This is a genomic window from Paenibacillus sp. EKM206P (assembly GCF_011066155.1).
Classification (GTDB): domain Bacteria; phylum Bacillota; class Bacilli; order Paenibacillales; family Paenibacillaceae; genus Paenibacillus; species Paenibacillus polymyxa_D.
Genome location: NZ_JAAMNQ010000007.1, coordinates 118,193 through 144,572, shown reverse-complemented (window position 1 = coordinate 144,572; position 26,380 = coordinate 118,193). Strand labels below are relative to the sequence as shown.

The following is a 26,380-nucleotide window of genomic DNA, read 5'->3' as shown; positions in this document are numbered from 1 at the left end:
TAAAAGGGGAAACCAAATGAACAAACGAATAAAAATCACAATCAGCACCCTGCTGAGCACCATTATGTTGCTAACTTTCATATATGTACGTCCTACTCTAGCCGCTCCCTCCCAAGAAGAAAGTCAGATTTTACAAGATAGTCTGTCGATTGTAGAGATAGACCATGAAATTGAGCGAATCAGTCAGGAGCAACAGACTCTTTTGCAGCGCCAGCAGGAACTGCGAAGTAACCTCACCGTTCAGCAAGAGCAAATGACCATACAACGGAAGCGTGCAGGCTCTGTGCTGCGATCTTATTATATGGGGGAAAGGGACAAGCTGTTAAGTGTGGTGCTAGGGGCAAAAAGTATAAGGCAACTTCTCTCTCTGTACGATTACTACTTGTTATTGATTAGTCACGATCAGGATGTGCTTCAAGAATACGAATCCAATTATCAATCTATGCGAAAAACAGAACAACAAGTCATCCAAGCGTCAATGGAATTGGAGACAGTCAAAACAAACTTACTGGCTCAACGCAAACGCATTGTCCTGCTTCAGTCGCGTGTAAATGACGGCGTTAGCGCCAGTAATGACCCGGATACCCTACGCAAGCTAATTGGCGAAATGACAGCTTATTGGGAAAATGTAGGTGTCTACGAGGTAAATAAACACTTTAAAGCATTAGCTCAAGCTATGCAGGATTTACCGCAATTCATTCAACAACAACAAGGTGCCATGGTTACAAATGGAAAAGTCATTACGATAAGCATTCGTGAAGAGGACTTTAACCGTTTTTTAAAGTCAGAAAATGAATTGTTTAATCACTTCAACTTTACATTTGCGCAGGATCAAATTATGGTAGAAGGCCAACAAGGAACGATGAAATTAAGGGTAGAAGGTCACTACACGGTAGAGAATGAACCGAAAAATGCAATTTTATTTCATGTGGATCGATTAGTATTTAATGGTCTGGAACTACCTGATACGACCCGCAACAAGCTGGAAAGGGATTTTGATCTGGGTTTCTACCCACAGCAGCTTATTTCCTATGTCAAAGCCACAGAAGTACGCACTTTAGCAGGAATGCTTGAAGTTAAGCTCGAATTAAACTTTAAATAAGCTTTTGCCCACTTTCATTGTTCTGAACTTTTACGTGTACAAAACAAGAGACCCCGGGATATTCCCGAGGTCTTTATTATTGTAATAACGATAGGACTTTATAGCAAATCAGCTGCCAACTGCGCGAGCTTGGAGCGTTCTCCTTTTTCCAACATAATATGCCCGCTAATCCCTTCTTGCTTAAACCGCTCCACCACATAGGTTAAACCGTTGCTGGCTGCATCCAGATAAGGGTGATCAATCTGCTCCGGGTCTCCCATCAAAATGATCTTGCTTCCCTCACCCACCCGAGACACAATCGTTTTAATCTCATGTCGGGATAAATTCTGCGCCTCATCGACTATAATAAATTGCCCAGGTATCGAACGTCCGCGAATATAAGTAAGTGCCTCCACCTGAATACTGCCCAAGCCCATCAAAATTTTGTCGATATCACCTGATTTTTTGGCATCAAACAGATATTCCAGATTGTCGTAGATTGGTTGCATCCATGGACGAAGCTTTTCATCCTTTTCTCCTGGTAAATAACCAATATCCTTGCCCATAGGAACAACAGGTCGAGCAATCAGCAGTTTCTTGAAGCGATGCTCATCCTCTACTTTAAGCAAACCTGCCGCCAGCGCCAGCAACGTTTTGCCCGTACCCGCTTTTCCTGTAATGGTCACGAGAGGGATATCATCATTAAGCAAAAGCTCCAATGCCATCCTCTGTTGAGCATTGCGCGCGCTGATTCCCCATACTGATTCGTTACTTAAGTACAGCGGCTCTAATCGCTCTGCCTCCTGGTTAACTTTCAGTAATGCTGATTTTCCAGTTCCCATTTCATCTTTCAGAATGACAAATTCATGTGGATACAGTGTATAAGGTAGTTCCAGTGACTTGATTAGTAAAAACCGGTTAGAGTAAAATTCATCTATGATGGACGGGTGCACCTGTATTGCCGAGTATCCGGGGTATAGCTCACTTAAATCGCCTGTTCTATCGGAGAGGTAGTCTTCAGTCAGCAGTCCCAATACATCTGCTTTGATCCTGACCAGCACGTCTTTACTGACCAAAACGACCGAACGCGGCTCAGGCTGCTCCTGCTCTTCCAGATGATAATTCAAGGCGACCGCCAAAATCCGGTTATCGTTCGAAACCTCCCCGAACATCTCCTGAACTTTCAAAAAACTTCGGTGGTTCAACTCAACCTTAAGCCTTCCACCTTGGGGAAGTGGAACGCCACTATGCAGATGGCCCACTTCTCTCAACCCGTCCAACAATCGCGATACATTGCGGGCATTCCGTCCAATCTCATCCGCGTTGCGTTTTTTGGAGTCGATTTCTTCCAGAACTACAGCTGGAATAACAACTTCATGTTCTTTGAAGGTAAAAATGGCTTTCGGATCATGCAGCAGCACATTCGTATCCAGCACAAAAATTTTCTTCATTAAATCCCCTCCAAAGCGGCGTGGACAATCTCGTGTTTCATACCTATACCTATTCACCGGGTACCTAATACTTGCTGATTCCCTGAAAAAAGAACCCCAAAGCAGCATAAAACAACGAAAAGTTGTAAGTGAAGATAGCCTCTGAGCCTGTCCATTTTTGAATTTAGACACAAAAGGCCCAGTGATTGCTCACTGGACCTAGACTTGGTTCACTATAACTTTAGACATACCTCAACCCCCTTATGTTATATAAGAGCTTTACTCGCTGCGAGTATAACATAAGCGGGAAGAAATATACATACTCAGGAATTGGAAGAAGCTGCGGTATTGTCGCTTACTTTTTTAGCTAACTCCTCTTGTAGCGCTTGTTTGGCCAAATCGAGCTGTTGCTCATCAATGTACACATACGGGCTACGCCATGTTCCCGCTACCGGATTGTATTTCACATTTTGCTTGGAAATATTCCAATAGGTTTGTACGATATTCTTCATTTGCTGTGACTCAATATCTGTCATCATATTCTTATCAACCGATTTAATAATTGCACTAAACTTGGTCAAAGCGTTAAAGGATTGCATTTGGTCAATTAGAGAATGAAGCACCTGATTTTGTCGACGATTGCGATCAAAATCGTCAGATTCAGCTGTTCTCGGACGACAATTCGATTTGCGGTAGCGAACAAAATCAAGAGCCTGGTCACCGTTCAAATGCTTGGCTCCAGCTGTCAGATTAATATCGGTACCATCTGCACGGTCACGATAACACATGTTTTTATCAACCGTCACATCTACGCCACCCAAATTATCTACTACATCTCTAAAGCCCTGGAAGTTAATAACCGTCACATAATCGATATCAATGTTTAAATATTTGCCGATCATCTTCTTCATCTGTTCTTCAGCAACTTCACCAGATTCTTTTTCTCTAGCCTTAAACACCGGATAATACTCATTCAACTTGCGAGGTTTATATCCATCCATTTCTAGACGCGTATCGCGCGGTAGGGACACGATGGTAGACGATTTAGTATTGGGGTTCAATGTAGCTACCATAATAACGTCGGACAAATAAGTCGGATGATCAGGGCGGTAATCGGTTCCTAGCAATAAGATAGTCAAAGGCTTAGTTTCTGCCAATTGTGTTTTGGGTACTTCCTTGTTGATCCCCGTATCCAAAACTTCCTCTACCTGATTGTAAAGATAGTAGGTATAACCACCTGCTGCTAAAATACCTATAATGAGCAGAAACAAGACAAACTTCATAAACGATCTGAAAAAGCTTTTTTTCTTTTTCGTTTTTTTCGGTTTGGCGGATTTTTTCCCAGTTTGTGTCCGGGGAGGCAATCCGTTCGAAAGATTACTCATGCTTCAACACCTTTTCCTGCGTTTTGAGAAATATAGCTTTCTCCAAGTTTACAATCCTAAAACACACACAGCGGCGCATCCCGTTCCCGGGCGTCGCCGCTGTGGCCAAAGACCAATCCAATCAATTACATATTTGCTTGTGCTGTTTTACGTTGCTTCTCTGCACGCTCGCGTTCACCTTTGTTCAAAATCTTTTTACGCAAACGGATGGCATTAGGTGTAATTTCGCAATACTCGTCATCATTCAGGTATTCGAGCGCTTGCTCCAAAGAGAAGATTACAGGTGTTTTCAGTTTAACTGTATCGTCTTTTGTTGCTGAACGAACGTTTGTCAGTTGTTTTTCTTTACAAATGTTAACGACGATGTCGTTATCACGTGTGTGCTCTCCAACGATCATACCCTCATAGATTTCAGTACCTGGCTCTAGGAACAAAATACCGCGATCTTCTACGCCCAGCATACCATAAAATGTAGAGCTGCCGTTTTCTGTTGACACGAGTACACCCTGATGACGTCCACCTACTTGACCGCCAACAAATGGTCCATAGCTGTCAAACGCATGGTTCATTACGCCATAACCACGAGTCAAAGTCAGGAAGTTTGTAGTGTAGCCGATCAGACCACGTGCAGGGATCAGGAATTCCAAGCGAACTTGTCCGGTGCCGTTATTAATCATGTTAACCATTTCGGCTTTACGGGAGCCCAAACTTTCCATAACTGCGCCCATGCTTTCTTCCGGAATATCAATAAGGAGACGTTCGATTGGCTCCATTTTCTTACCATCAATTTCCTTGACGATAACTTCCGGTTTGGACACTTGCAGTTCGTAACCTTCACGACGCATGTTTTCAATCAAGATACCCAGATGCAACTCACCACGTCCGGATACAATAAAGGCGTCCGGGCTATCCGTTTCATCAACACGTAAGCTGACGTCCGTTTCGAGTTCTTTCAGAAGACGCTCACGCAATTTACGGGATGTTACCCACTTACCATCGCGACCTGCGAATGGGCTGTTGTTAACCAAGAAGGTCATTTGCAGTGTCGGCTCATCAATCTTCAGTACAGGCAGCGCTTCAGGATGGTTTGGATCAGCAATGGTTTCACCAATGTTGATATCTTTAATTCCCGCAATCGCTACAATGTCACCAGCGCCCGCTTGATCCGTTTCAATACGTTTCAGGCCTTGGAAGCCGAACAGCTTCTCAATACGCGCCGATTTACTACTACCATCACGTTGCATAACTGTGACTGCTTGCCCCTGCTTGATGATACCGCGGTTTACACGACCTACTGCAATTCGGCCAAGGTATTCGTTATAATCCATCAGTGTTACGAGGAATTGAAGAGGCTCATCTACATTCTCAGTTGGAGCCGGAATATGCTCTACAACTGTTTCGTACAATGCTTGCATGTTATCGTCTTGCTTTTCAGCATCCATGCTGGATGTTCCGTTCAGCGCCGAAGCGTACACAACAGGGAATTCCAGTTGCTCATCATTCGCACCCAGCTCGATGAACAGATCCAGTACTTCGTCAATAACTTCTGCCGGACGAGCCGCCGGACGGTCAATTTTGTTCACTACAACGATAGGCGTCAGATTTTGTTCCAGCGCTTTACGCAGTACGAATTTCGTTTGCGGCATGCAACCTTCGTAAGCATCTACGACAAGCAAAACACCGTCAACCATTTTCATAATCCGTTCCACTTCGCCACCAAAGTCGGCGTGTCCTGGTGTATCTACAATGTTAATCAGATAATCTTTGTAAGTGATAGCTGTATTTTTAGCCAAAATCGTAATACCGCGTTCACGCTCCAGATCGTTGGAGTCCATGGCGCGCTCCTGAACAGCCTCGTGTTCTCTAAATGTTCCGGACTGTTGAAGCAGCTTGTCGACAAGCGTCGTTTTTCCGTGGTCGACGTGGGCAATAATCGCAATATTGCGAATGTTTTCTCTAGCATGCATGGTTTGTATCCATATCCTTTCCGTATATCAAAATAGTGTCTCTATCCTGAAGCAGTGCTGATTCAAGGCTAACAATCGTTCTTTAGGCCCACTCCCTGCCAGCCTTCTATATGTTTCAGGCTTTGTACAGACAGCTTCTCTCTCCGATTCGCGTGAAAACCTTAAAATAAGCGTCAGAAATCATTCCGACGCTCTTATCATATCCATTATATTATAGTTGAAATATGTCATAAAGCAAGACATTATTGCCTGTTCCGTAATTTACCGCCATAAAATCTCATTGCTTGTCGTTTACCATTTGCGTTTGCCACGGTTGTTTACGACCAACCAGATTCCAGCGCCGATCAGTAAAACTGCAATAACATATATGATACCCGTTCTTAACAGGGTAATGACCAATAAAAACACCGATACCAAGCCCAATATCACGCCCCCCGTATATACATTACGAGAAAGCGAAATATCATTAATGGCGTACTCCCATAATCCAACCGCCACACCTAGAAGTAACAAAGGCCATAAATAGGCCATTAAATTCCAGCCCCAAATATTGCAGAGCAAAAATAAGAAGCCATAAACCGATAAAATCCCTGCTGGCAGCAACATAAAGGGTGAAACTTTACGCTTCATGTACATTGCATGCAGTACGATTCCAGGTATTAAAAACAGCAAAGGCCAAAAGTTTCGTCCCAAGAAGGAGAACGTCCCCAGTTTCCCCAACAAAATAATCAGTCCTACGGCAACAATGCCCACTCCGATCATACGCTCTTTTCCGGAATTCATCGTGGTCTCCTTTGTTTGCTGAATTTGTTTTTAGGTCGCTTAATGTGATTGTTTTTAAGTATATTTTAGCCGATGTTTTCCAAAAAAACTACGTTCAAATATGATGAGCACGTAGCTGACGATATATTCCTGCAATCACAACTGCTGAGGCTAAGAGTCCTGGTAACCATGCATGTATAAGCTCTCCCGTACCTGCTAACCATACACCCAATCGGGGATCACGCAGTAGCATTTCTCCTGCCGTAAAAGCCAGGATTGCAGATCCGAGCAAAACAAGTACAGGGAACCGGTGAAGCCAGATCGCAATTACGTTGCTGCCCCAGACAACTATCGGAATGCTAATTGCAATACCAATGACAATAATGGCGATATCCCCATCTGCTAGTGCTGCAATAGCTAATACGTTATCTAGACTCATCACAAAGTCCGCTACCAGAATCACCTGTATAGCCTTCCATATGGTTGTTTCTGCTCTGACTCCTACATGATCCTCACTCTCATAAAGCAGCTTAAACGCAATCCATAACAGAAGTAGACCGCCTGCCGCCTGAATAAAGGGTATGCCCAGCAAAATGACAGCTACAAAAGTCAAAACACAGCGCAGGAGGACTGCACCGACTGCCCCCCACCATATAGCTTGACTCCGCTGCCTTGCAGGCAAATTTTTGCTCGCCATGGCTATAACAACCGCATTATCACCGCTTAACACCAAATTAATCATTAATATTTTCAACAGCAAAATGATATGCTCCATGTGTACAAACACCCCCATCCTACTTGTATGCGAAATAGGACGAGGCTATGCTTATAAGCTTTGTCAAATAAGTCATCATTTATTAAAAAATGATGTCAAATTCGTTGAGTAAAGACCTTGAAATCAATAACAAACAGCCATATAATGAATCGTATTTCCGGAAAACGGGTATTAAAATAAACACATACAACGATTTTAGGATGTTTAATCAGGGAGATGAGAACGATTGATATGTCCGGACTTCAGTTCTTTTGGCTACTGCTTAATGTGATATTTATTGATCTTCTGCTCGCAGGGGATAATGCGATTGTAATTGGACTTGCCGCCAGAAAGCTGCCTCTTGCAACGCAAAAAAAAGCGATTCTGTACGGCACCGGTGGTGCCCTGCTTATTCGCATAGCAGCCACCATTGTGGTACTCTGGCTGCTTCAAGTACCGTGGTTGTTACTCATCGGGGGGATTATGTTAGTCTGGATTGCGTATAAGTTGCTCGTAGACCAGGAGGACCATACCGAAGTCAAAGCGGGAACAACATTATGGGGTGCTATCCGCACGATTGTTGTAGCCGATGCGGCTATGGGTCTGGACAATGTGATTGCTGTTGCTGGCGCTGCCCAGCAGCATTTGCTACTTGTAGTGCTGGGCCTGTTAATCAGCGTGCCAATCGTGGTATGGGGAAGCACTCTTTTTATCAAACTGATCAATAAATTCCCCTGGATTATCTATTTGGGATCGGCTGTACTTGGTTATACGGCCTCTAATATGATTACTGAAGAACGTAAGCTGGAACCTTACTTTACCGAGCACCCTGCGCTGCGTATCTTGTTTATTGCTACAGTTATGGCTGGTATTTTGCTCACGGGATATCTTCAAAATCGCAAAACAGTATCCAGTCGAGAAAAAGCGGTTTAAAATGATTCAAAAACTGTTTTAACTAAAATCAAAAAAGGCAGACCCCATAATAACAGTGGGTCTGCCTTTTTGTTTAAAACCAATCTTCCTGTATAACTTCCTCATTACGCCCCTCTATAGCTCCGCCTGCCTCCAGGACAAGCGTTTCCGTTGCAGCCACAGCCTGTTCAATCAAGGCATTTAAATCCCGAATAGAGGCTTCAATCTTTTGAACAACCCACAAATTTGGATTGGTCGTTGGGGATTTAGGAACAAACAATGTGCAGCAATCCTCATATGGAAGGATGGATAAATCGTAGGTGCCAATTTGCTTAGCGATTTCCGTGATCTCCTGCTTATCCATCATGACGAGAGGTCGCAGCAATGGTAATTCTGTTGAACGGCCAATCACATTCATGCTGGATAACGTTTGACTAGCAACTTGACCCAGACTGTCACCCGTCACGAGTGCCAGCGCTCCTTCACGCTCAGCCAGCATCGTTGCAATTCGCAGCATAGACCGTCTCATTAGCGTTATAATCAGATTGTCCTGTCCAGTGCGCGTAAAGGCCGTCTGCACCTCTGTAAACGGTACAAGGTGGATTTTGATCCGCCCTGCATAGCCTGCTAATACCCTTGCCAATTCAATGACCTTTTCTTTCGCACGCTCACTTGTAAACGGATAGCTATAAAAATGTACACATTCAATTTCCAGTCCCCTACGCATGGAAGACCATCCTGCTACCGGGCTGTCGATTCCACCAGACAGCAGCAGCATAGCTTTACCGTTCGTTCCTAACGGAAAGCCCCCTACAGCCATAATAACATCGCTGAATATATAGGCCGCCTGCTCTCTGACTTCCACACGCAACTCAATATCTGGTTGATGCACATCGACCCTCAACGCTTGAAACTCTCGCAAAATAGGAGAACCAATTAAATGGTTCATCTCTTGTGAGGAATGAGCAAACTCCTTCCACACTCTGCGGGCATTTACCTTGAAAGTCGTTCCCTCGGCCACATTCAGCTCACGCATCAAAGCTACAGCGGTCTCAATTATAGCACCCAGCTCGACAGGAGCCATTTTGACAGGACTTATTGTCGTGATGCCAAACACTTTTTGTAACACTTGAATGATCTGTTCATAAGGCTCTCCTCCGAGTACCACATAAATCCGTCCAAATTCCTTCCGCAAAGAAGCGCCGGGAAACGGCTTGAGCAGCAGCTTCACGTGATTCAATACTGCCTTTTCAAAACGAGTCCGATTCTTCCCTTTTAATGTAAATTCACCGAAGCGAAGTAACAGCATATCATAGTGCATTTTAACGTTTCCACCTTTCAAGGGATTCCAGCTTGGCTACAGCCTGTTGCAGTGCAAGTATAAGCTCGTCAATATCCTGTTCCGTATGCTCGTCACCGAAGCTGATACGAATGCCGCCAGATGCTTCTGCCTCATTGCGGCCCATCGCCTGCAGCACCCGGCTGGGCTCGGCCAACTTCGAAGAACAAGCCGATTTGGTGGATACGGCCACACCTAGTTGCTCCAGCGTATGCAGCAGCACCTCGGCCTTCATACCCGGATACGAAAAGTGGACAATATGCGGTGCTTCCTCCCCGCTGTTTAGCCGCAGTTGAGGGATTGTCTGCACTTCTGCGACCACCCGTTCTCTCCACTCGGTCATACGTCGTGCTGTTTCTGCTTGTCGTTCGCCCGCTAGTCGTACCGCTTTGGACATACCAACAAGCAGTGGCACATTTTCCGTACCTGCACGAAAACCCTGCTCCTGAGAGCCGCCACTATGCAGTGGGAAAACCTCTACACCTTCCCGAACGAATAGTAGTCCAGCACCTTTAGGTCCACGCAGCTTATGCGCAGAGAGGCTGTACAGATCAGCCTGCCAGCCCCGGATATCAACCGGCAGCTTTCCAAACCCTTGTACACCGTCAATATGAAATAGAATACGGGGGAACTGTTTCTTCAGCGCAGCTCCGATATCATGCACCGGTTGCACCCTTCCCGTCTCATTATTGACATGCATAATACTGACTAAAATCGTATCTTTACGGACAGCGGCACAAACCTGTTCGGCGCTCACATGCCCTTCTGCATCGACAGGTAAAAATGTAACCTCAAAACCCAGATTTGTCAGTTGTCTGCAAGCTTCATACACAGACGGGTGTTCTGTCGATACAGTAACAATATGCTTGCCTCTGGTCTGATACTGCAAAGCTACTCCCTTAATAGCAAGATTGTTGCTTTCCGTTGCCCCAGATGTGAAGACAATCTCTGATGGATACACTCCCAAAGCCGCAGCACATACTTCGCGCGAACGCTTAAGCAACTTATCCGCATCCTCTCCATACCGATGCATCGAAGATGGATTGCCATAGTGTCGTCTCATGATCTCGGCAACGGTTGTAATCACCTCTTCAAAAGGCGGAGTTGTCGCGGCATAATCAAAATATTTCATTAAACTCCCCTTTCTGCCCTACAACTGCTGCAACAAAAAAAGACCAAAACAGGGAAAGGCCGCTACATTATAGCGACACCCTTTCCCCATATTGACCCTGTTCTGCGGACCTAATCTAATTGAAATTACGCACTTTTTTCGTTATAAGCTATAGGGCTTAGATCGTATATTTTTCACGTGCATTTTGAATCTTGTTAATATATCTTTGCGTTTCCAGCGGAAGCTTATCCAGTACAGACATTAACTGTTCATCACTACTTACACCAAGCCGCTGCACCCGTCCGGGACCTGCATTATATGCAGCCAGCGCCATATTTTCTTGTCCGTTAAAACGTTTAATCTGATAAGACAAATAACGAACTCCAGCATCAATATTTTGTCCAGGATCATACGGGTCACTGACTCCCAGACCTTGAGCCGTAGCATCCATAAGTTGCATAAGCCCTTTGGCCCCGGCCGAAGAAGTGACCGACGGATTGAATGAAGATTCCGTATCAATAACTGCTTTAATCAACGCTACTGGAACGCCGTATTTCTGACTAGCCTCGTTAATCAAATCATCATATGCCGTAGGTGTTGTAGGTCCGTCTGTTGCTGTGCTGGAAGGAGCGGGATACAATGACGAAGCCGTTCCCCTCGAAGGTCCCAATTGAAGCCAAAGCAAACCATTTTCGTCTCTGGTAACATCACTTGAATTTTCTCGAGTCACAGCACCATCTGTTTCCAACTGACCTACTTGTTCCAGTAATCCGGAAAAAGCGTCCGTTGTTCCCGTCTGGGTTGTAACACTCATATTATTTAACAGCTGCATGTCTAACATGGACTTGGACACGCGCGGATCAATTTGCATGTGGTGTTCCCAACTTTCTATAGTTGTTATATCCCAAATAGCTTGTCGTTACTGCTATGATACAACTTTTTACTATGTACTTCCATACCTTTTAATGAAAAAAAGCTCCGTTTCTGTCGAAAAGACAGCGGAGCTTTATAGATCAGCTTAAATGTAATTATATAACTAAGATGATTTTTCTCGGATATACAAAAGAAAACTGTACTTTTTCCTCCAGCAAGGTCAGCGAACGAACGGGATAAAAGCAAAATAACTCAATGTCGCCAGCGCCCCAAGACCAATCGACCAAATGCCGGTCGTTTTGCTGCCATTCACATAAGCAAAAAAGCCTAAAACTGCAGCAATAGGCCCCAGTACAATGGACCACATAAACAATGAGGCAATTCCCGCAGCCAGACCAACATAGCCAGAAATACGACCACTATTGTTTATAACTTGCTCTTCACCCTTGACCTCATGTCGAGTCACAACTGAGCCGGGAGCAACCTCTGCTGCATATTCCTCACGATCATTACGGCGCTTGGCAGATCGTTCATGAATGTGACGGGGGTAATCTACACGTTTGCGGCTAACATGCTCTTCATTCTGATGCTTGTCGTTTTCATGATCTTCCATAATAAACTGCACCTCCAAATGCAAAATGAATCGCGTAATAAAATTTACACGGACTTCGGTTTAAAAGTGTGGCAACAGGTTGCGGCTGACGTGTCGGCCTTATCACGTTCTTCTGAACTGAAGCTTTCCCCCGCATATTCTTCTTTAAATTTCTTTCCGGCATGACCATCAACTTCAATCATGATCAAATCTGCCTTGCACAAGTTGTTTTCTCCCCAATAATGACAATTGGCTACGCTACACTTAACGATTGGCTTGGCCTCTTGGCTCATGATCATCACCTCGGATTCATTGTCCCCCCGCTATCCCGCACCTATGCGTTTATGGTATATGGCAGTTGGTGACATACGAAAAAAGCCGCTTCCTTCACCTCCTCCAAAATGGCAGGAAGCAAGTAGAAAACGGCTTGCTTGTCTTGTTTTAGTTTTTGATTAGAAATGATCTTCCCCGTTGAATGCTTTATGCATGAGTACGGCGAGTCTGCATCCGGCGCTGAGTCAAATAGTCACTTTCATAATAAGTCAGATCATCACGCAATTCTTCAAAATTTTTCGTAATGTCCATGATCACTTCGCGAGCGGCTGGCACTGGCGTTTTACGGAAGCGGATAGCATCTTGCCCCGTATACGCATAACGTCCATCCTCTGCGTAAGATTCATTTTTGGGATAAAAAAAGCTGTTCACGCAGTCATGGTAAACGTTATACAATGCCTTTTCCGCAAAATCGACGTCAAAATTGGCACGGCGTAAAGCCACACCCAACTTTTCATAAGATACTTCGGAAAAAACAAGGACATGACGGAGATCCGACAAAAAGCCTTTGTAAAAGAGCACGGACTCCTCATTGCCATCTGCAGCCAGTTGCGGCAGAGCATGCTCATTGAGGAATGTTTCCACCCGTTTCACGGCAGTTTTCAGTCTCTCCTGCGCCGACTCACATAATTTTTGTACGTTGACTGCTGACATCAAGGCAGCTCCCCCTTATTTGTTGCTTGTTCATCAATTTGGTTACCCGAAAATAGTCCCTTCTAACCGAAAGAGCTGTAATTTTCAGTATTTATCCTACCACAAATAAGCATTGAAAGGTATAAAAACATGCCAACCTCCTCACGCTAAACCATAAATTTATGAATACTCAAGGAGGACGGTCCCATGTCTCGGCGAAAATGGTTAAAACCCCTGCTAGGAGCAGCTGCCGGGGTGCTTCTCATCACACTGATGCTGCCTTCCCGTGATCACCGCCATACACCGCAGCCCGAATATACGGCCAAGATGGTGCCACAGCAAGAGAAGCAGCTCAAAAAAGGAATGTTGGCTTTGGACCTGTCCGCTACGGATACCCTCACACGCATGGATGCAAGGCAGGATATTCAGTACGTGATGCGGGAACTTGATGGTAAAACTGCTGATCAGAAAAGGCAATTTACCCGCACGCTACAGCAATCGCACAGTCATCTTCATACGTTACAGTGGATTCACACAAGCGACGGGAATACGAACACCTATACGGGCAGCAAAGCACAAACTCGTCTGCTCAGTCATCCCCAAATTAAAAGCAGCTTGGCTGCGGCTCGCCGTTCCGTCATGCAAAATAAATCCTACGAATCTGCTGCATTTCAGGCTGAAGGCGGTAAATATTTTGTCATGGCAGAACCATCGGCTGACGGAACATGCGGCGTTGCTGCTTTGGTCAGTCAGCAAGTATTGCGTGACGTGGAGAAGCATCAGCGGAAAAATTTGCGTTTGATTCCCTACCCAAAAGAAGGCAGCTACAAAATCGAATCCGTACATCCCGACACATTGCACGATATTACTGTCAAGACGGGCCACGACAACGAAAATGCAAGCCATTATTTTGAAAATGAAATTGTCGTTCGCTTCCGTCATAATCCTGATTCACATCAACTGCAGGAAATTGCAGCAGATTTACACTGTGCGCCAGGCCGCAAGCTTGGTTATACCTATGTATTTCATTCGGATAAGATGAACTTTAAGGAGCTAAAGCAATATTTTTCAAGAAAGTGGAACCCGCTTTATACGGAACCTCACTATATGTATCTAACCAATGAGAGCACACCTATCAAAGCGGACAGCTCTATTCCCAATGATTTGCTCTTTTCCCGCTATCAATGGAATCTGCCGGCAACTGAAACCAACCGAGGTTGGAAATTAAGCAAAGGCAGCAAGGACGTAATTGTCGCTGTCGTAGATACGGGAGTAGATTTGGATCACCCCGACCTAAAAGGTCAAATCCTTTCAGGTCATAACGTGGTAAACCCGTCTGAAAAGCCTTATGATGACGTCGGTCATGGAACGCACGTCGCCGGCATCATTTCTGCCCTCGTGAATAATGGTGAGGGGGTCGCTGGCATGACATGGTACAACAAAGTCATGCCGATCAAGGTACTTGACCAATCCGGCTCCGGCACGACTTACTCGGTTGCAGAAGGTATTATCTGGGCAGCTGATCACGGTGCCCAGGTTATCAATTTAAGTCTGGGCAATTACGCACAAGCTGAATTTTTGCATGATGCGATCAAATACGCCTATGATAAAGATGTCGTATTAATTGCAGCCACAGGCAATGACAATACGGAACGGCCTGGCTATCCAGCAGCATATCCTGAAGTATTTGCCGTTTCCGCTACAGATTCTTCTATGCACCGTGCATCCTTTTCTAACTATGGAGATTATGTAGACGTCATGGCTCCAGGTGCAAGTATTGCCAGTACGTACCCAGGGAATCAATATGCTGCACTGTCGGGCACTTCAATGGCCAGTCCCCATGTATCAGCACTTGCTGCCCTGATTCGATCCGTTAACCCCGATCTGACCAACAAAGAGGTTATGGATTTAATGAGAAGCAGCGTAATTGACTTGGGCACACCAGGGCATGACAAATATTTCGGGTATGGTCAAATTGATGTGTATAAAGCGTTGAAAGCAGCACAACGTCCATATGTTCCTTTGCAATTCTATCCACAGCATTTAAGTGACAAGTTAAAATCTATTTTAAAGAAACTGGAAACGTAAGATTCCTTATTGGAAAAAAGCAGCCATGTTGCTCCATGGCTGCTTTTTTGGGCTTTATTAACGCTTGGAACTGCTGCGAACAGGACGCTTGCTATGACTGCGAGTATGACAGCAAGGTTCTCCAGGATCCTTTATACTCACCGGAAATACGTGATGTGGTACAGGTACAATGTGCGGCTGATTAACAATTTCAATTGGATGAACCACAGGCACGACTTGTGGGAAAAATTGATGATTTACAAATTGGATCGGCGGGCACACGATCGGTTCGTAAGGGCAATGACTCATAATGTGCAACTCCTTTCGGTGAATTAGTACAGCATATTAAGAAGGCATGTGCTGTGCTTGGATGTTTACCCCCTAATACAAATATCCCTTATAAAATAGGCTTCCGTTCAACAATGACCGAATGATCAAGCAGTTCGCCCAACAAACGGCACAGTTTGTGAAGACCTGTTTTAAGTGTTTCCTTGTCCGCATACGAAAAAGAAATACGGATATGATTACTGTCCATACCACCTGCATAGCACACTGCACCAGGTAAAAAGGAAACGCCTTCTCGGTCAGCCAGCCGCTCCAATTCTGGAATATCAACATTAGGAGGAAGCTTAATCCACACATTTAAGCCGCCTTCGGGAGCATACCAGCTAACCTCTGGCGGAGCATAGCGCTGGAGCGTATACAATGCGACTGTCAACCGATCCCGCATTTGTTCCCGCAACCAGACAAGATGTCGATCAAGACGGTTCCTGATAAAGGGCAATAGCGCTTTTTGCGTTAATAGAGGGCTCCCCAAATCCGTAGTAGACTTGGCAGCCACCAAACGATCCATTACACTGCCAGTGGCCGCTACACAAGCTATACGGCAGCCGGGAGCAACGGTTTTGCTAAAGCTTTTGATATATATCACATGTCCGGATTGATCATGTGCCTTGATAGAGAGTGGCGGCTTTGTTTTATAGTAGAGGTCAGAAAATGGATCATCCTCAACAATGAGGCAATGATAACTTTGAGCTAGATCCAATAATTGTGTGCGTCTGGCCGTCGTTAAAGTTACTCCGGTAGGATTATGAAAGGTGGGTATCGTGTAGATCAGTTTTGGGGGATGAGTATCACAAAGACGCGTGAGGATATCGATCCGCATGCCCTGCTCATCCATCGGAATCATAATTACTTTGGCACCACGACTGGTAAATACATCAATGGCCCCCGTATATGTAGGAGCCTCCATGTAGACAACATCTCCAGAACCAACAAAAGTACGTGCCACCAGGTCAATGCCCTGTTGGGCACCACTGGTCACGAGCAGCTGTTCTGCAACAGTGCATAGGCCACGTTCGTTCAGGTGATCTACAAACACTTCCCTCAGCGCTAAATCACCTTCAAAAGTACCGTATGCTGCCATTGCATCAGGATTTCCAGAGGATAGACGTTGAGTATCAGCGATGATTTCGCGTGTAGGAAGAAGCTCCGGTTGAATTGCTGCTATATGAAAAGAATAGGGAACCTGTCTGCTATGGTTAAAGTTTCTCCATAACTGTGCGCGTGGCAAATAATCGATCAGCGACATTTGCCATGACAAATCCTGCGCTCCCTCACGTTGAACAGCTACCGAAGGCTCTGCTACATAGCAACCTTTTCCCTGTGTACAGGTAACCAGATTAATAGACTCCAGCTCAGCATACGCCTTGCTTACAGTTACGGGACTTACCGCAAGCAAACTGGACAAATGACGGACAGAGGGAAGCTTTGTGCCCTGAGGCAACAGTCCAGACTGGATGCGATCTGCTAATGTTTTGGCAATCTGTGAATATAATTTAACACTGCTATTGCGGCTGAGATCAATATGCATCGGAACCGTCCCCTCCAAAAATCAACTGTTACATTTAGACGTTTACTGTTATACTTCATTATCGATATAATACAACAAATTTCATAGTACAGTATAGAACACAGGAGATGATTGGATTGGAACACAAATTTTCGGGTATGGCTCGTACTCAGGGCTCGTCCATGGTAAGGGACATTTTAAAGCTGACACAGGGAACAGATGTGTTATCTCTGGCAGGCGGCCTTCCTGCCGATGCCTTTTTCCCCATCGAAGCTGTTGCTAAAGCCTATGAGCAGGTATTTCGCCTCGGCGGTACTACCGCTCTTCAATACGGCCTAACCGAGGGCTACATTCCTCTACGGGAACGTCTTGCAGCAATCATGTCATCCCAAGGCATCTCCGTCACCAGAGATAACATCATCATGACGACGGGCTCACAGCAGACCATTGATCTGGTTTCGCGTGTATTGCTCGATCCGCAGGATACTGTATTGGTGGAGTCCCCTACTTATTTGGCAGCTCTTCAGGTATTTAATTCCTATGGTGCCAACATTGTAAGTGTAGATACAGACTCTAACGGTATGCGATTAGAAGATCTTGAAGCCAAGATCAAAAAACATCAGCCTAAATTCGTGTATGTCATCCCAACCTTCTCCAACCCGGCAGGAAGTGTTTGGAGTATGGAACGAAGAACAGGCGTTGTTGAAATATGCCGTAAATACGGCACTTTGATTTTTGAAGATGATCCTTACGGACGTCTTAAATTTGACGAAAACCTTAACTTTCCATCCCTTTTCTCAATCGATCAACAGCTAGGTGGAGACGGTCATGTGATGTACACTTCTACATTCTCCAAAACCGTCGCTCCTGGTGTTCGATCTGGTTGGCTGGTAGCTAATCAAGCGATTGTCGTTAAAGTCGCCAATGCCAAACAATCTGCCGATCTGCACTCCAGCAGTATTGATCAACGTGCTTTGAATGAGTTATTGGACTTTTTTGACTTGGACGGACATATTCGTACTGTGTCTGCTGAGTACCATACTCGTATGCTACGTCTCACGTCGCTGATGAAAGAACGCCAATGGGAAGGAATCACCTGGAATGATGCACTTGGCGGTATGTTTATGTGGGTTACTTTACCCGAGGGATTCCGTTCTGATCGGTTGTTGCAACTCGCAATTCAGGAAGGAGTGGCATTTGTGCCTGGACAAGTCTTCTATGCTGACCTAAGTGGCAGCAACCATATGCGAATCAACTTCACGCATACGGATCCTTCCTTGCTTCCAAAAGCAGTTGACCGATTGGATCGGGCACTGAAGATGTACACAGAGGAAAGTGTGGTAAAAAGCGTGCGCTGATGGAGTTGACACAGTGAGGCCGCTTCGCGAATCATTTGATCTTACGATCGCTGTTGCCCCCGGATTCCTAATTATATAAGTTCCGACAAAGGTCGGAATCCGGGGGCAAAGGCGAACGCTTCGCTTCTCCAGATTCAAATGCTCCGCTGCGCTAACTGCGTGCCTCATCCCCACACGTTTTTATGGTAAAGGGAATGAGTAGATGGAAAAACGAATGAAGCTCCCAACATGATATTGGGGGCTTCATTCTGCTTTGGCAAAGAACAAACAAAAGTAAATTTAGCACTATAAAAATGCACTATTTCTGCATAAATACGGTATGTTAAAAAGGGTGTGCCATCATTCCCACAGGAATATGACACACCCTTTTTAATTCAATAAATACATTTGGATTAAAGGCTTTCATGCAAACAGGTCATTTACAAAAGTTAAATTCATACTTTTTAAGGTGTTGCAGTGGGGAAAGTTTTCCGTAAGCCGGGTTCTGTGCTATTCGTGGTACAGACGGGAACTACCCTCCCACTACAAGCGACAATCATCTATCTAGGCCGAACATTGCTATCCAGCTCCAGCGACCAACCTAGACACGCCTCGGGCTAAGGCTGCTTCGCGAAGAAGCTGTGTCCCATTAGGTCTTGCTCCAGATGGGGTTTACCAGGAACGAAGTCACCAGCGTTCCTCGGGGTCTCTTACACCTCGGTTCCATCCTTGCCTGTGCCGCAAGCGGCCATCGGCGGTCCATTTCTGTGGCACTATCCTTCAACTCGCGCTGACTGGACGTTATCCAGCATCCTGCCCTATGGAGCCCGGACTTTCCTCTCGCGGCTTACGCCACCAGCGATTGTCTGTCAAACTTTCCGAACAACATTACATAGTATACAGGGAACGCGCGCATGATACAACCCTGAAAATATTGTAAAACGTATAGATCTCTGTTTACTTGCCCAAATAAAACGGATGTACCTTTCTCTGCAATGAATCATCCGCCACATAATAAGCAGACCTTCCCACGTATAGCGGGATAGAAAGCTTACTAAAATCAGGAACGTCCTCATCTAGGAACAGTTCATCATCTCGGTAGGTCTGCTGTATTTCACCGACGATCCAATCATGATCTCCATAGGTATGAATATCCACGACTTTACACTCATAAGCAAGATAAGCCTCCAGCAATATAGGCACATTGACTGAAATTCCATCCTCATATGCAATGCCAAACTGCTGAAACTTATCTACATCTTTACCACTAAAGGTACCTACAGCCTGAATCCATTCCGATCTGTGCGCAGGCAGAAACTGAATACCAAAGCCTCCGCTTTTCTCGATCAGTCCGTGAGAATATGTTTCCTTCCTCAGTGAAATGCCATACATGCCCGGTGATGATCCGATATAGGTATGCCAGCCTGAGGCCATTACATTATTTTCCCCCTCATAGCGGGAAGTAACAACAGCGACCATGCCTGGATAGGCATGAATTGCAGAATCAGCTATCAGCGTCCGCATAGAACCTCTCCCTACGAAAAAAATAATAGAGCATCTTCATTTTCTCATAGATGTTGATATTTTACAAAAATTGAAAAGGTTCGGTTTCTACCTGAGATACATGTACTTCCGTTGAATAACGACCTTCTACCAAGCGTTTGCGCATCCATTCTGCGGTTTTAGGCTTCATAATCTTTTCAGCATTATGTCCAGGGTCAATAATAGCAATCCCCGCCATCAGGGCATCGTGAGCCGTGTGATAGTCAATATCCCCTGTGACCAATACATCAGCACCTTTGAAAAGCGACTTATTCACATAGCGGCTGCCTGAGCCCCCAAGCACGGCTGCCTTTTTGATCATACGGTCCAAGTCGCCCACCACACGTACATGCTCCACGTTGAGGCCATTTTTCACAACATCGACAAACTCCCGTAGCGTGCGAGTTTCCTTAAGCTTGCCCACCCGTCCCAAACCAAAGGAACGGCCCTGCAAATCCATGTGATACAGGTCATAAGCCACCTCTTCATAAGGATGAGCCTTCAGCATCGCTTGAACAACTTTATTGCGTACACCCTGCGGTACAATGGTCTCAATACGAACCTCTTCACTACGTTCCATTTTACCCTGCTCACCCAAAAACGGCTGTGTGCCTTCACCCGGCACAAAAGTTCCATAGCCGTCAATGTTAAAGCTGCAATGGCTGTAGTTGCCGATATGTCCAGCTCCCGCCCCCAGTATGGCATCCAGTACCCGTTGATGATGTGTTTTGGGTACGAAAACAACAAGCTTGAATAATTGCTCGGTGTGAACATCCTCAAGCGTACCTTCACTTTGAATACCCAGTGCTTCTGCCATCCAGTCATTCATGCCGTCCTCAGCTGTATCCAGATTCGTATGACTGATGTAGACAGCAATATCATTCTTGATCAGTTTTTCATACAATCTACCCGCAGGCTGATCTGTGTTCAAAGCTTTAAGTGGGCGGAATATAATCGCATGATGCGCAATAATGAGGTCAGCTTTTATGCGGAGTGCCTCTTCGACAACCTCATCATTAACATCTAGGGCTACTAATATGCTTTTGATTTCCTTTTGCAGACTACCCAGCTGAAGCCCGATTCTATCGTCCGGAACTGCCAAGTATTTCGGAGCCAGCTGCTCCATATAGCTAATTACTGTCTGTCCTTTGGCAAACATGCAAGTACCTCCTCTAGCTGTTCAATTTGCTTGCGCAATTGCTCCCGCTTATGCTGTGCGGATTCCTGATCTGATCGTGCCACTTGTGCCAGCACATCCTCAAGCTTGCGAATCTCCAATTTCCATTTATAAAAAAAGATTTCATTCGGTGCTTTGACCAATAGTGGTCCGAGTTGCATCAACAAATCCGGTGTCAGTACCAGCGAACTATCGGGAATTTTCCATGGTTGATACAGCGCATCCTGTTTCAGTGGGCTTACCGAATCAGGTACTGCCGTCAGAATCTCATATATTTTCCCGTCTTCTTCCATAATATGTTCACTTGTTAGTACCCATTGATGTTCGATGAGCCAACGGCGTAAGATATCCTCTCCTACGTTAGGCTGTAGAACAAGTTGTTTCACTGAAACAAGCTTGTCTTTCCCTTGCTCTAAAATGGTAGCGATCAAGGCACCACCCATCCCGGCTATCGTAATAACATCAACTTCATCGACCTTAATTACAGCCAAGCCATCTCCCTTTCTAACCGCAATGCGATCCGTGAGACCTGCTTCGGCCACCTGCTTTTGAGCCGCACGCAACGGTCCATCATTGACTTCACCCGCCACAGCTTGCGGTACTCTGCCACTACGCACTGCGGCCACGGGGAGTAGTCCATGATCCGAGCCAATATCCGCAAGTCTGCTCCCGGCAGGTATTTGTTCCATAATATATTGTAATCGTTGAGAAAGTTTCATAACGTCACCCACGTAATCCATTTTTTTCGAGTCCAAAATAAAATTCCAACAACAAATGCCAACTTCAGTATGCTGTAAAACACCACATCTCCCGCCGCTTGATGGCGCAGGATAAACGTGTCTGCTTCAGCCATGAATGCTAGTGTCATGCCTATAGCGAAATAAACCAAAGCGAGACGCGGAAAGCGGCGATGTACCCACCAGCTTAACCAGATCAACAATACTGCGTGCAAAATCCAAAATGCCTCAAGCATCACTAAAGTTGCTGTAGGCCAGAAGCGGCCTATAAGGATCGCGTACACTAAAAGTAGCCCAGCAATGCCACAGTAATGAAGTAAGCTGTTGCGCAAAGTTAATCCCACAAGACACCATACCACACCGCATAGGCCTACGAGCAAAAGAAACCAAACCTTAGCTTCACCTTGATGGAGCTGAATGATCCATACACCCGAACCCAACATAATCGCACTGCCTAAAGTGCTCAACATCGCGCTCATACTCTTTTCAGAAGACCGCCAAAATGCGGCCACTCCATAGCAAATCGTAGTAACTGCACTCGCCGAGAATATTTGCATTGCCAACGGAAAAGCGGTAAAATAAAAACCGATCAAACAAATGCAGGAAATAATGACAAAACCAAGAAGCCAGGCGATCCCATGCCCGTGTCTAAGATATGTAAGCAGCCCGGTGTTGTTACGGTTCTGGCTCTGCGACGGATCTTCGTCCTCCCGATACAGGTTAGACAAAAAATCGCAATATTGCTCAGGGAGCAGCCGACTTCGCCGCCAATGCTCAATTTCATGTAACAGTATTGCCCGCTTTTTCTCCTGGTCCAAGCTTCTTCCCCTCCACCAAGACTGCCATGAGATAAAAAAAGACCTCCTGCGCGCTTCAAGCCGCAGAAGGTCCGCAATGTAACGCTTCTATTCGAGGAAATCCTTCAGTCGCTTACTGCGGCTTGGATGGCGCAACTTACGTAGCGCTTTGGCCTCAATCTGACGAATACGTTCACGTGTAACACCAAACACTTTACCCACTTCTTCAAGGGTTCTGGTTCTTCCGTCGTCCAAACCAAAGCGGAGACGCAAAACATTCTCTTCCCGTTCGGTTAACGTATCCAGTACATCCTCGAGCTGTTCCTTTAGAAGTTCATAGGCAGCCGCATCTGCAGGCGCCAACGCTTCTTGATCCTCAATGAAATCCCCCAGATGTGAGTCATCCTCTTCACCAATTGGTGTTTCCAATGAAACCGGTTCTTGGGCAATTTTCATAATTTCCCGTACTTTTTCCACGCTCAGCTCCATTTCGGCAGCCACTTCCTCGGGCGTAGGTTCGCGCCCCAGCTCTTGCAACAGTTGACGCGATACGCGAATCAGCTTGTTGATCGTTTCCACCATATGCACCGGAATACGGATCGTTCTCGCCTGATCGGCTATCGCGCGCGTAATGGCCTGACGAATCCACCAGGTTGCATAGGTACTGAATTTAAAGCCTTTTTCGTAATCAAATTTTTCTACTGCCTTAATCAAACCCATATTACCTTCCTGAATCAGATCCAGGAAAAGCATTCCGCGACCAACATAACGTTTGGCAATACTTACAACCAGACGCAAGTTCGCTTCTGCCAACCGGCGCTTAGCTTCTTCATCGCCGTTATTGATCCGTTTGGCAAGCTCCACCTCATCATCAGCAGAAAGCAACGGTACACGACCGATTTCTTTCAAGTACATCCGGACTGGGTCATTAATTTTAATACCGGGAGGCAGGCTCAGATCGTCATCGAAATTAAAATCATCCCCATCATTGTTTTCCGGGTCGTCATTTTGACGCAATCTGGTAACTTCTTCGTCGTTGTCATTCACAACCTCAATCCCCAAGTCACCCAGCTGCTCATAAAACTCATCCATTTGCTCGGGGTCCTGATCAAACGGCGATAGTTTTTCCATGATATCTTTGTAGTTCAGAGAAGAACTTTTTTTACCCAACTCAATCAGTTGATCTTTAACCTGATCCAGTGTTAGTTCCGTCTCCAGTTCAGTATGCTGATCATTCGCCATCTTTCGACTCCCTCCTCCCTAGAAACATCCGACCTCTGTGTGTTCATTGTCTCTCTAGGGCTATAATCTCACTTGCAATTTGTGCTGCGCGCAGAAAGTCACCTAAGCGCTCAGCGGCTCTCATTTCTTCCCTCTTCAAATCCAGTTGCTCCTGCAATGGAAATTTTCGCACTTGATGAATATAATCATCCAAAATGTGCGGTGCCCATACGCCTGGAGCATCCATCATCATGATCGAACTTACGTTCTTCTCCAGTCGGTCGTCTTGCAAAGATGAAATAAAACGGCTTGTATCCGGTAACTTCCCTTGCGCGTAATAGGCATATAGATAAGCAGCAATTGCTGCATGATCCTCAATATTAAAGGCGTCGCCCAGATGCTTTTCTACATACTCTGCAGCTTCTAAATCCTGCATCATCCAGTGAAGCAGTCTGCGTTCAGCCACATGGTAAGCCGGCAACAGATTAGGTGTGGAGACCTGCCCTTTTTTATGCCTACCATTATTCCACCCATTTTCGTTATTATCCCCAAAGTTCTGTTTTTTTTGCAGGGATTGACGCAGTAAATTGCATTCTTGCTTCAAGGTTTCAAAATCCACCTTGACTTCGGCTGACACTTCGCGCAGATACACTTCCCGCTCGGTCGGGGATGACAGAGGTGCAATGACATTTAATGCTTCGCGGGAATACGCGATTCTTCCTTCTTCCTCTTGCAGTATATGGTTTTTTTTCAGATATATAAGCTTAAATTTCACCGTTGAAACAGCACTTTCGATAATTTGGCGCTGGAATCGTTCGCCGCCGTATTGCCGGATAAAATCATCCGGGTCCATACCGTCACTGACCAGCGCTACTTTCACGTGAAGCCCCGCATTTTCCAACAGCGGAAAATTTTTAAGCGCAGCAGCTTGTCCTGCCCGGTCACCATCATAACAAATAATGACCTCGTCGCACAGTCCTTTTAACATCGTAGCATGGTGCTCTGTTAGAGCAGTGCCCATGGCGGCCACCCCATTTTGTACGCCAGCTTCCCATGCCGAGATGACATCACCGTAGCCTTCAAAAAGAACACTTTGGCGAAGCTTGCGAATTGAGGTTTTAGCATGATGGAGATTGTACAGCGTTCGGCTCTTATTGAATAGCTTGGTCTCCGGTGAATTCAAATACTTCGGCTGTCCCTCACCAAGTATACGGCCTGCAAAGGCAATAACTTTTCCGTTGCGATTCCAAATGGGAAACATGATACGATCTCTGAATCGATCCACATATCCATCACCCTCATGCCGGGGAGAAATAAGCCCTCCCTTTTCCATCTCCACGGGATCAAAAGAACGCTTATCCAGAAACTGAACGATCGTATCCCATCGGTTGGGTGCATAGCCAATTTGAAATTGATCAATGATCTTGTCACTGAATCCTCGTGAGCGCAAGTATTCCATAGCTGGTTTGCCGTGCTCCGTATTTTTAAGCAAAAAATGGTACATCTTAGAAGTTAACTCATACGCTTGCAACAGCCTGTCCAACTCAGGATGCTGATGCGATGAATCACGTCCCTGCCATTCGCCGAGCGGGATATGACTTTCTTCTGCCATTGTCCTGACAGCTTCGGGAAAGGATAGTCCTTCGATTTCCATCATAAACTTGATGGCATTGCCTCCCGCGCCGCAGCCGTAGCAGTAAAAAATCTGACGATCCGGTGTCACGGTGAATGAAGGGGTTTTTTCGGAATGAAAAGGACAGAGGCCTTTCATATATTTCCCCTGCTTGGTCAAATGCACGTACTTGCTTACCGTATCTACAATATCATGATGTTGTAAAACTGACTCAATGATATCGTCCGGTATGTTACCTTGTCCGGCACTCATATTAACCACCTTCATCTCTTTAGCACGTAAATATAATTCGATACCGTTACTCATTCTCCTGCAAGCGAAGTAAAAGTTTTGTCAGTTTATGTTGAAAAACTTCACGATCCTCTAATGAAAACGGTTTAGGGCCTTTTCCATAACGTCCTTTTTTCCGTTCTTTGGCAGAAGTATGACGTCGGTCAAGCATGAAATCTATCGAATCGTTTCGATACATAGCTCCGCGAAAAGACATCACTTCACAACCTTTTGCCAAGGCAAGTGCAGCAAGACCATAATCATTGGTGGTTACAATATCTCCGCGGCGGATATGATTGGCAATATAGAGATCGGCACTTTGGTCGCTTCGGTCTACTTTAACGACGCTTACACCTTTGCTGCCCTGAATGAGATGATCATATGAAGATACCATAATAACCTCAATATGAAAACGGGAAGCTATCTCCGCAATTTCACTTTTAACAGGACAAGCGTCCCCGTCAACAACGATCCTCACACCCAGTAAAGTTCCGGTTCCCCCCATAAGCATCCCCCATCCGCATTCGAGTAAAATACGGAACGGCTGCAAGATTACTCTTACACCGTTCCGTATA

At 45.5% G+C, this 26,380-nt stretch carries 24 protein-coding genes and 1 other RNA gene; 4 read left to right on the top strand and 21 right to left on the bottom strand.

The features are described 5' to 3' along the window. The first annotated feature begins 16 nt into the window (after nucleotides 1-16). Nucleotides 17-1,102 (top strand): coiled-coil domain-containing protein, encoded by a 1,086-nt coding sequence (locus tag G9G53_RS16310; protein WP_029517766.1) that lies wholly within the window; start codon nucleotides 17-19, stop codon nucleotides 1,100-1,102. 98 nt (nucleotides 1,103-1,200) lie between these two features. Here the strand turns inward: G9G53_RS16310 and G9G53_RS16305 are convergent, their stop codons facing one another. The 5 genes from G9G53_RS16305 to G9G53_RS16285 all read right to left on the bottom strand — a co-directional run bounded on the left by G9G53_RS16305 (nucleotide 1,201) and on the right by G9G53_RS16285 (nucleotide 7,400). Then, the gene (locus G9G53_RS16305) at nucleotides 1,201-2,532 is read right to left on the bottom strand and encodes a PhoH family protein (RefSeq protein ID WP_029517767.1); all 1,332 of its coding nucleotides are present in this window, start codon (nucleotides 2,530-2,532) and stop codon (nucleotides 1,201-1,203) included. A gap of 302 nt (nucleotides 2,533-2,834) precedes the next feature. Continuing rightward, nucleotides 2,835-3,896, bottom strand: coding sequence for an LCP family protein (locus tag G9G53_RS16300; protein ID WP_029517768.1), 1,062 nt, complete (start codon nucleotides 3,894-3,896; stop codon nucleotides 2,835-2,837). A 125-nt stretch (nucleotides 3,897-4,021) separates the two neighbouring features. Then, nucleotides 4,022-5,863: a translational GTPase TypA gene (gene typA, locus G9G53_RS16295; protein ID WP_029517769.1), complete on the bottom strand. Its 1,842-nt coding sequence runs from the start codon at nucleotides 5,861-5,863 to the stop codon at nucleotides 4,022-4,024. A 291-nt stretch (nucleotides 5,864-6,154) separates the two neighbouring features. Continuing rightward, nucleotides 6,155-6,646, bottom strand: coding sequence for a LiaF transmembrane domain-containing protein (locus G9G53_RS16290; protein WP_029517770.1), 492 nt, complete (start codon nucleotides 6,644-6,646; stop codon nucleotides 6,155-6,157). Between the two features lie 94 nt (nucleotides 6,647-6,740). Then, nucleotides 6,741-7,400, bottom strand: a complete 660-nt coding sequence (locus G9G53_RS16285) for a TerC family protein (protein WP_029517771.1) — start codon at nucleotides 7,398-7,400, stop codon at nucleotides 6,741-6,743. Between the two features lie 216 nt (nucleotides 7,401-7,616). Here G9G53_RS16285 and G9G53_RS16280 point away from each other — a divergent pair, with 216 nt between their 5' ends. Continuing rightward, entirely contained in the window at nucleotides 7,617-8,312 is a 696-nt protein-coding gene (locus G9G53_RS16280; RefSeq protein ID WP_165149080.1) for a TerC family protein, read from the top strand. Nucleotides 8,313-8,385: 73 nt separating this feature from the next. On the opposite strand, the gene thiI is transcribed toward G9G53_RS16280, so the two are convergent. From thiI to G9G53_RS16250, 6 genes are all read right to left on the bottom strand, one after another. After that, nucleotides 8,386-9,612: a tRNA uracil 4-sulfurtransferase ThiI gene (gene thiI, locus G9G53_RS16275; protein WP_069010273.1), complete on the bottom strand. Its 1,227-nt coding sequence runs from the start codon at nucleotides 9,610-9,612 to the stop codon at nucleotides 8,386-8,388. Nucleotide 9,613: 1 nt separating this feature from the next. Beyond that, the gene (locus G9G53_RS16270) at nucleotides 9,614-10,762 is read right to left on the bottom strand and encodes a cysteine desulfurase family protein (protein ID WP_165149077.1); all 1,149 of its coding nucleotides are present in this window, start codon (nucleotides 10,760-10,762) and stop codon (nucleotides 9,614-9,616) included. 157 nt (nucleotides 10,763-10,919) lie between these two features. Further along, nucleotides 10,920-11,612: a lytic transglycosylase domain-containing protein gene (locus tag G9G53_RS16265; protein ID WP_165149074.1), complete on the bottom strand. Its 693-nt coding sequence runs from the start codon at nucleotides 11,610-11,612 to the stop codon at nucleotides 10,920-10,922. A 222-nt stretch (nucleotides 11,613-11,834) separates the two neighbouring features. Then, the gene (locus tag G9G53_RS16260; RefSeq protein WP_029517776.1) at nucleotides 11,835-12,227 is read right to left on the bottom strand and encodes a hypothetical protein; all 393 of its coding nucleotides are present in this window, start codon (nucleotides 12,225-12,227) and stop codon (nucleotides 11,835-11,837) included. A gap of 44 nt (nucleotides 12,228-12,271) precedes the next feature. Then, nucleotides 12,272-12,499, bottom strand: coding sequence for a DUF1540 domain-containing protein (locus G9G53_RS16255; protein ID WP_029517777.1), 228 nt, complete (start codon nucleotides 12,497-12,499; stop codon nucleotides 12,272-12,274). 187 nt (nucleotides 12,500-12,686) lie between these two features. Continuing rightward, nucleotides 12,687-13,193 carry a YpuI family protein gene (locus tag G9G53_RS16250; RefSeq protein ID WP_029517778.1) on the bottom strand — a complete coding sequence of 169 codons (507 nt, stop codon included), beginning with the start codon at nucleotides 13,191-13,193 and terminating at the stop codon, nucleotides 12,687-12,689. Nucleotides 13,194-13,379: 186 nt separating this feature from the next. Here G9G53_RS16250 and G9G53_RS16245 point away from each other — a divergent pair, with 186 nt between their 5' ends. Continuing rightward, entirely contained in the window at nucleotides 13,380-15,260 is a 1,881-nt protein-coding gene (locus tag G9G53_RS16245; protein WP_165149071.1) for a S8 family peptidase, read from the top strand. Nucleotides 15,261-15,317: 57 nt separating this feature from the next. Here the strand turns inward: G9G53_RS16245 and G9G53_RS16240 are convergent, their stop codons facing one another. Both G9G53_RS16240 and pdxR read right to left on the bottom strand, forming a co-directional pair. Next, nucleotides 15,318-15,548: a hypothetical protein gene (locus G9G53_RS16240; protein WP_165149068.1), complete on the bottom strand. Its 231-nt coding sequence runs from the start codon at nucleotides 15,546-15,548 to the stop codon at nucleotides 15,318-15,320. A gap of 88 nt (nucleotides 15,549-15,636) precedes the next feature. Then, nucleotides 15,637-17,112, bottom strand: coding sequence for a MocR-like pyridoxine biosynthesis transcription factor PdxR (gene pdxR, locus G9G53_RS16235; protein WP_165149065.1), 1,476 nt, complete (start codon nucleotides 17,110-17,112; stop codon nucleotides 15,637-15,639). 116 nt (nucleotides 17,113-17,228) lie between these two features. On the opposite strand from pdxR, the gene G9G53_RS16230 reads away from it, so the two are divergent. After that, entirely contained in the window at nucleotides 17,229-18,449 is a 1,221-nt protein-coding gene (locus G9G53_RS16230) for an aminotransferase-like domain-containing protein (RefSeq protein WP_165149062.1), read from the top strand. Between the two features lie 458 nt (nucleotides 18,450-18,907). Here G9G53_RS16230 and rnpB read toward each other — a convergent pair. From rnpB to G9G53_RS16190, 8 genes are all read right to left on the bottom strand, one after another. Next, nucleotides 18,908-19,306, bottom strand: an RNA gene (rnpB, locus tag G9G53_RS16225) — RNase P RNA component class A. Nucleotides 19,307-19,385: 79 nt separating this feature from the next. Then, nucleotides 19,386-19,952: a flavin reductase family protein gene (locus tag G9G53_RS16220; protein WP_029517782.1), complete on the bottom strand. Its 567-nt coding sequence runs from the start codon at nucleotides 19,950-19,952 to the stop codon at nucleotides 19,386-19,388. A 61-nt stretch (nucleotides 19,953-20,013) separates the two neighbouring features. Continuing rightward, nucleotides 20,014-21,129: a Nif3-like dinuclear metal center hexameric protein gene (locus tag G9G53_RS16215; RefSeq protein ID WP_165149059.1), complete on the bottom strand. Its 1,116-nt coding sequence runs from the start codon at nucleotides 21,127-21,129 to the stop codon at nucleotides 20,014-20,016. Further along, nucleotides 21,105-21,866 carry a tRNA (adenine(22)-N(1))-methyltransferase gene (locus G9G53_RS16210; protein ID WP_029517784.1) on the bottom strand — a complete coding sequence of 254 codons (762 nt, stop codon included), beginning with the start codon at nucleotides 21,864-21,866 and terminating at the stop codon, nucleotides 21,105-21,107. Before G9G53_RS16210 ends, G9G53_RS16215 begins: the two co-directional genes overlap by 25 nt. After that, nucleotides 21,863-22,702, bottom strand: coding sequence for a hypothetical protein (locus G9G53_RS16205; RefSeq protein ID WP_165149039.1), 840 nt, complete (start codon nucleotides 22,700-22,702; stop codon nucleotides 21,863-21,865). Before G9G53_RS16205 ends, G9G53_RS16210 begins: the two co-directional genes overlap by 4 nt. Before the next feature lie 87 nt (nucleotides 22,703-22,789). Then, nucleotides 22,790-23,923 (bottom strand): RNA polymerase sigma factor RpoD, encoded by a 1,134-nt coding sequence (gene rpoD / locus G9G53_RS16200; protein WP_007431230.1) that lies wholly within the window; start codon nucleotides 23,921-23,923, stop codon nucleotides 22,790-22,792. A gap of 43 nt (nucleotides 23,924-23,966) precedes the next feature. Continuing rightward, the gene (gene dnaG / locus G9G53_RS16195; RefSeq protein ID WP_029517786.1) at nucleotides 23,967-25,841 is read right to left on the bottom strand and encodes a DNA primase; all 1,875 of its coding nucleotides are present in this window, start codon (nucleotides 25,839-25,841) and stop codon (nucleotides 23,967-23,969) included. After that, nucleotides 25,834-26,310, bottom strand: coding sequence for a YaiI/YqxD family protein (locus G9G53_RS16190; protein WP_029517787.1), 477 nt, complete (start codon nucleotides 26,308-26,310; stop codon nucleotides 25,834-25,836). The genes dnaG and G9G53_RS16190 overlap by 8 nt, the downstream gene beginning before the upstream one ends. Nucleotides 26,311-26,380: the final 70 nt, after the last annotated feature.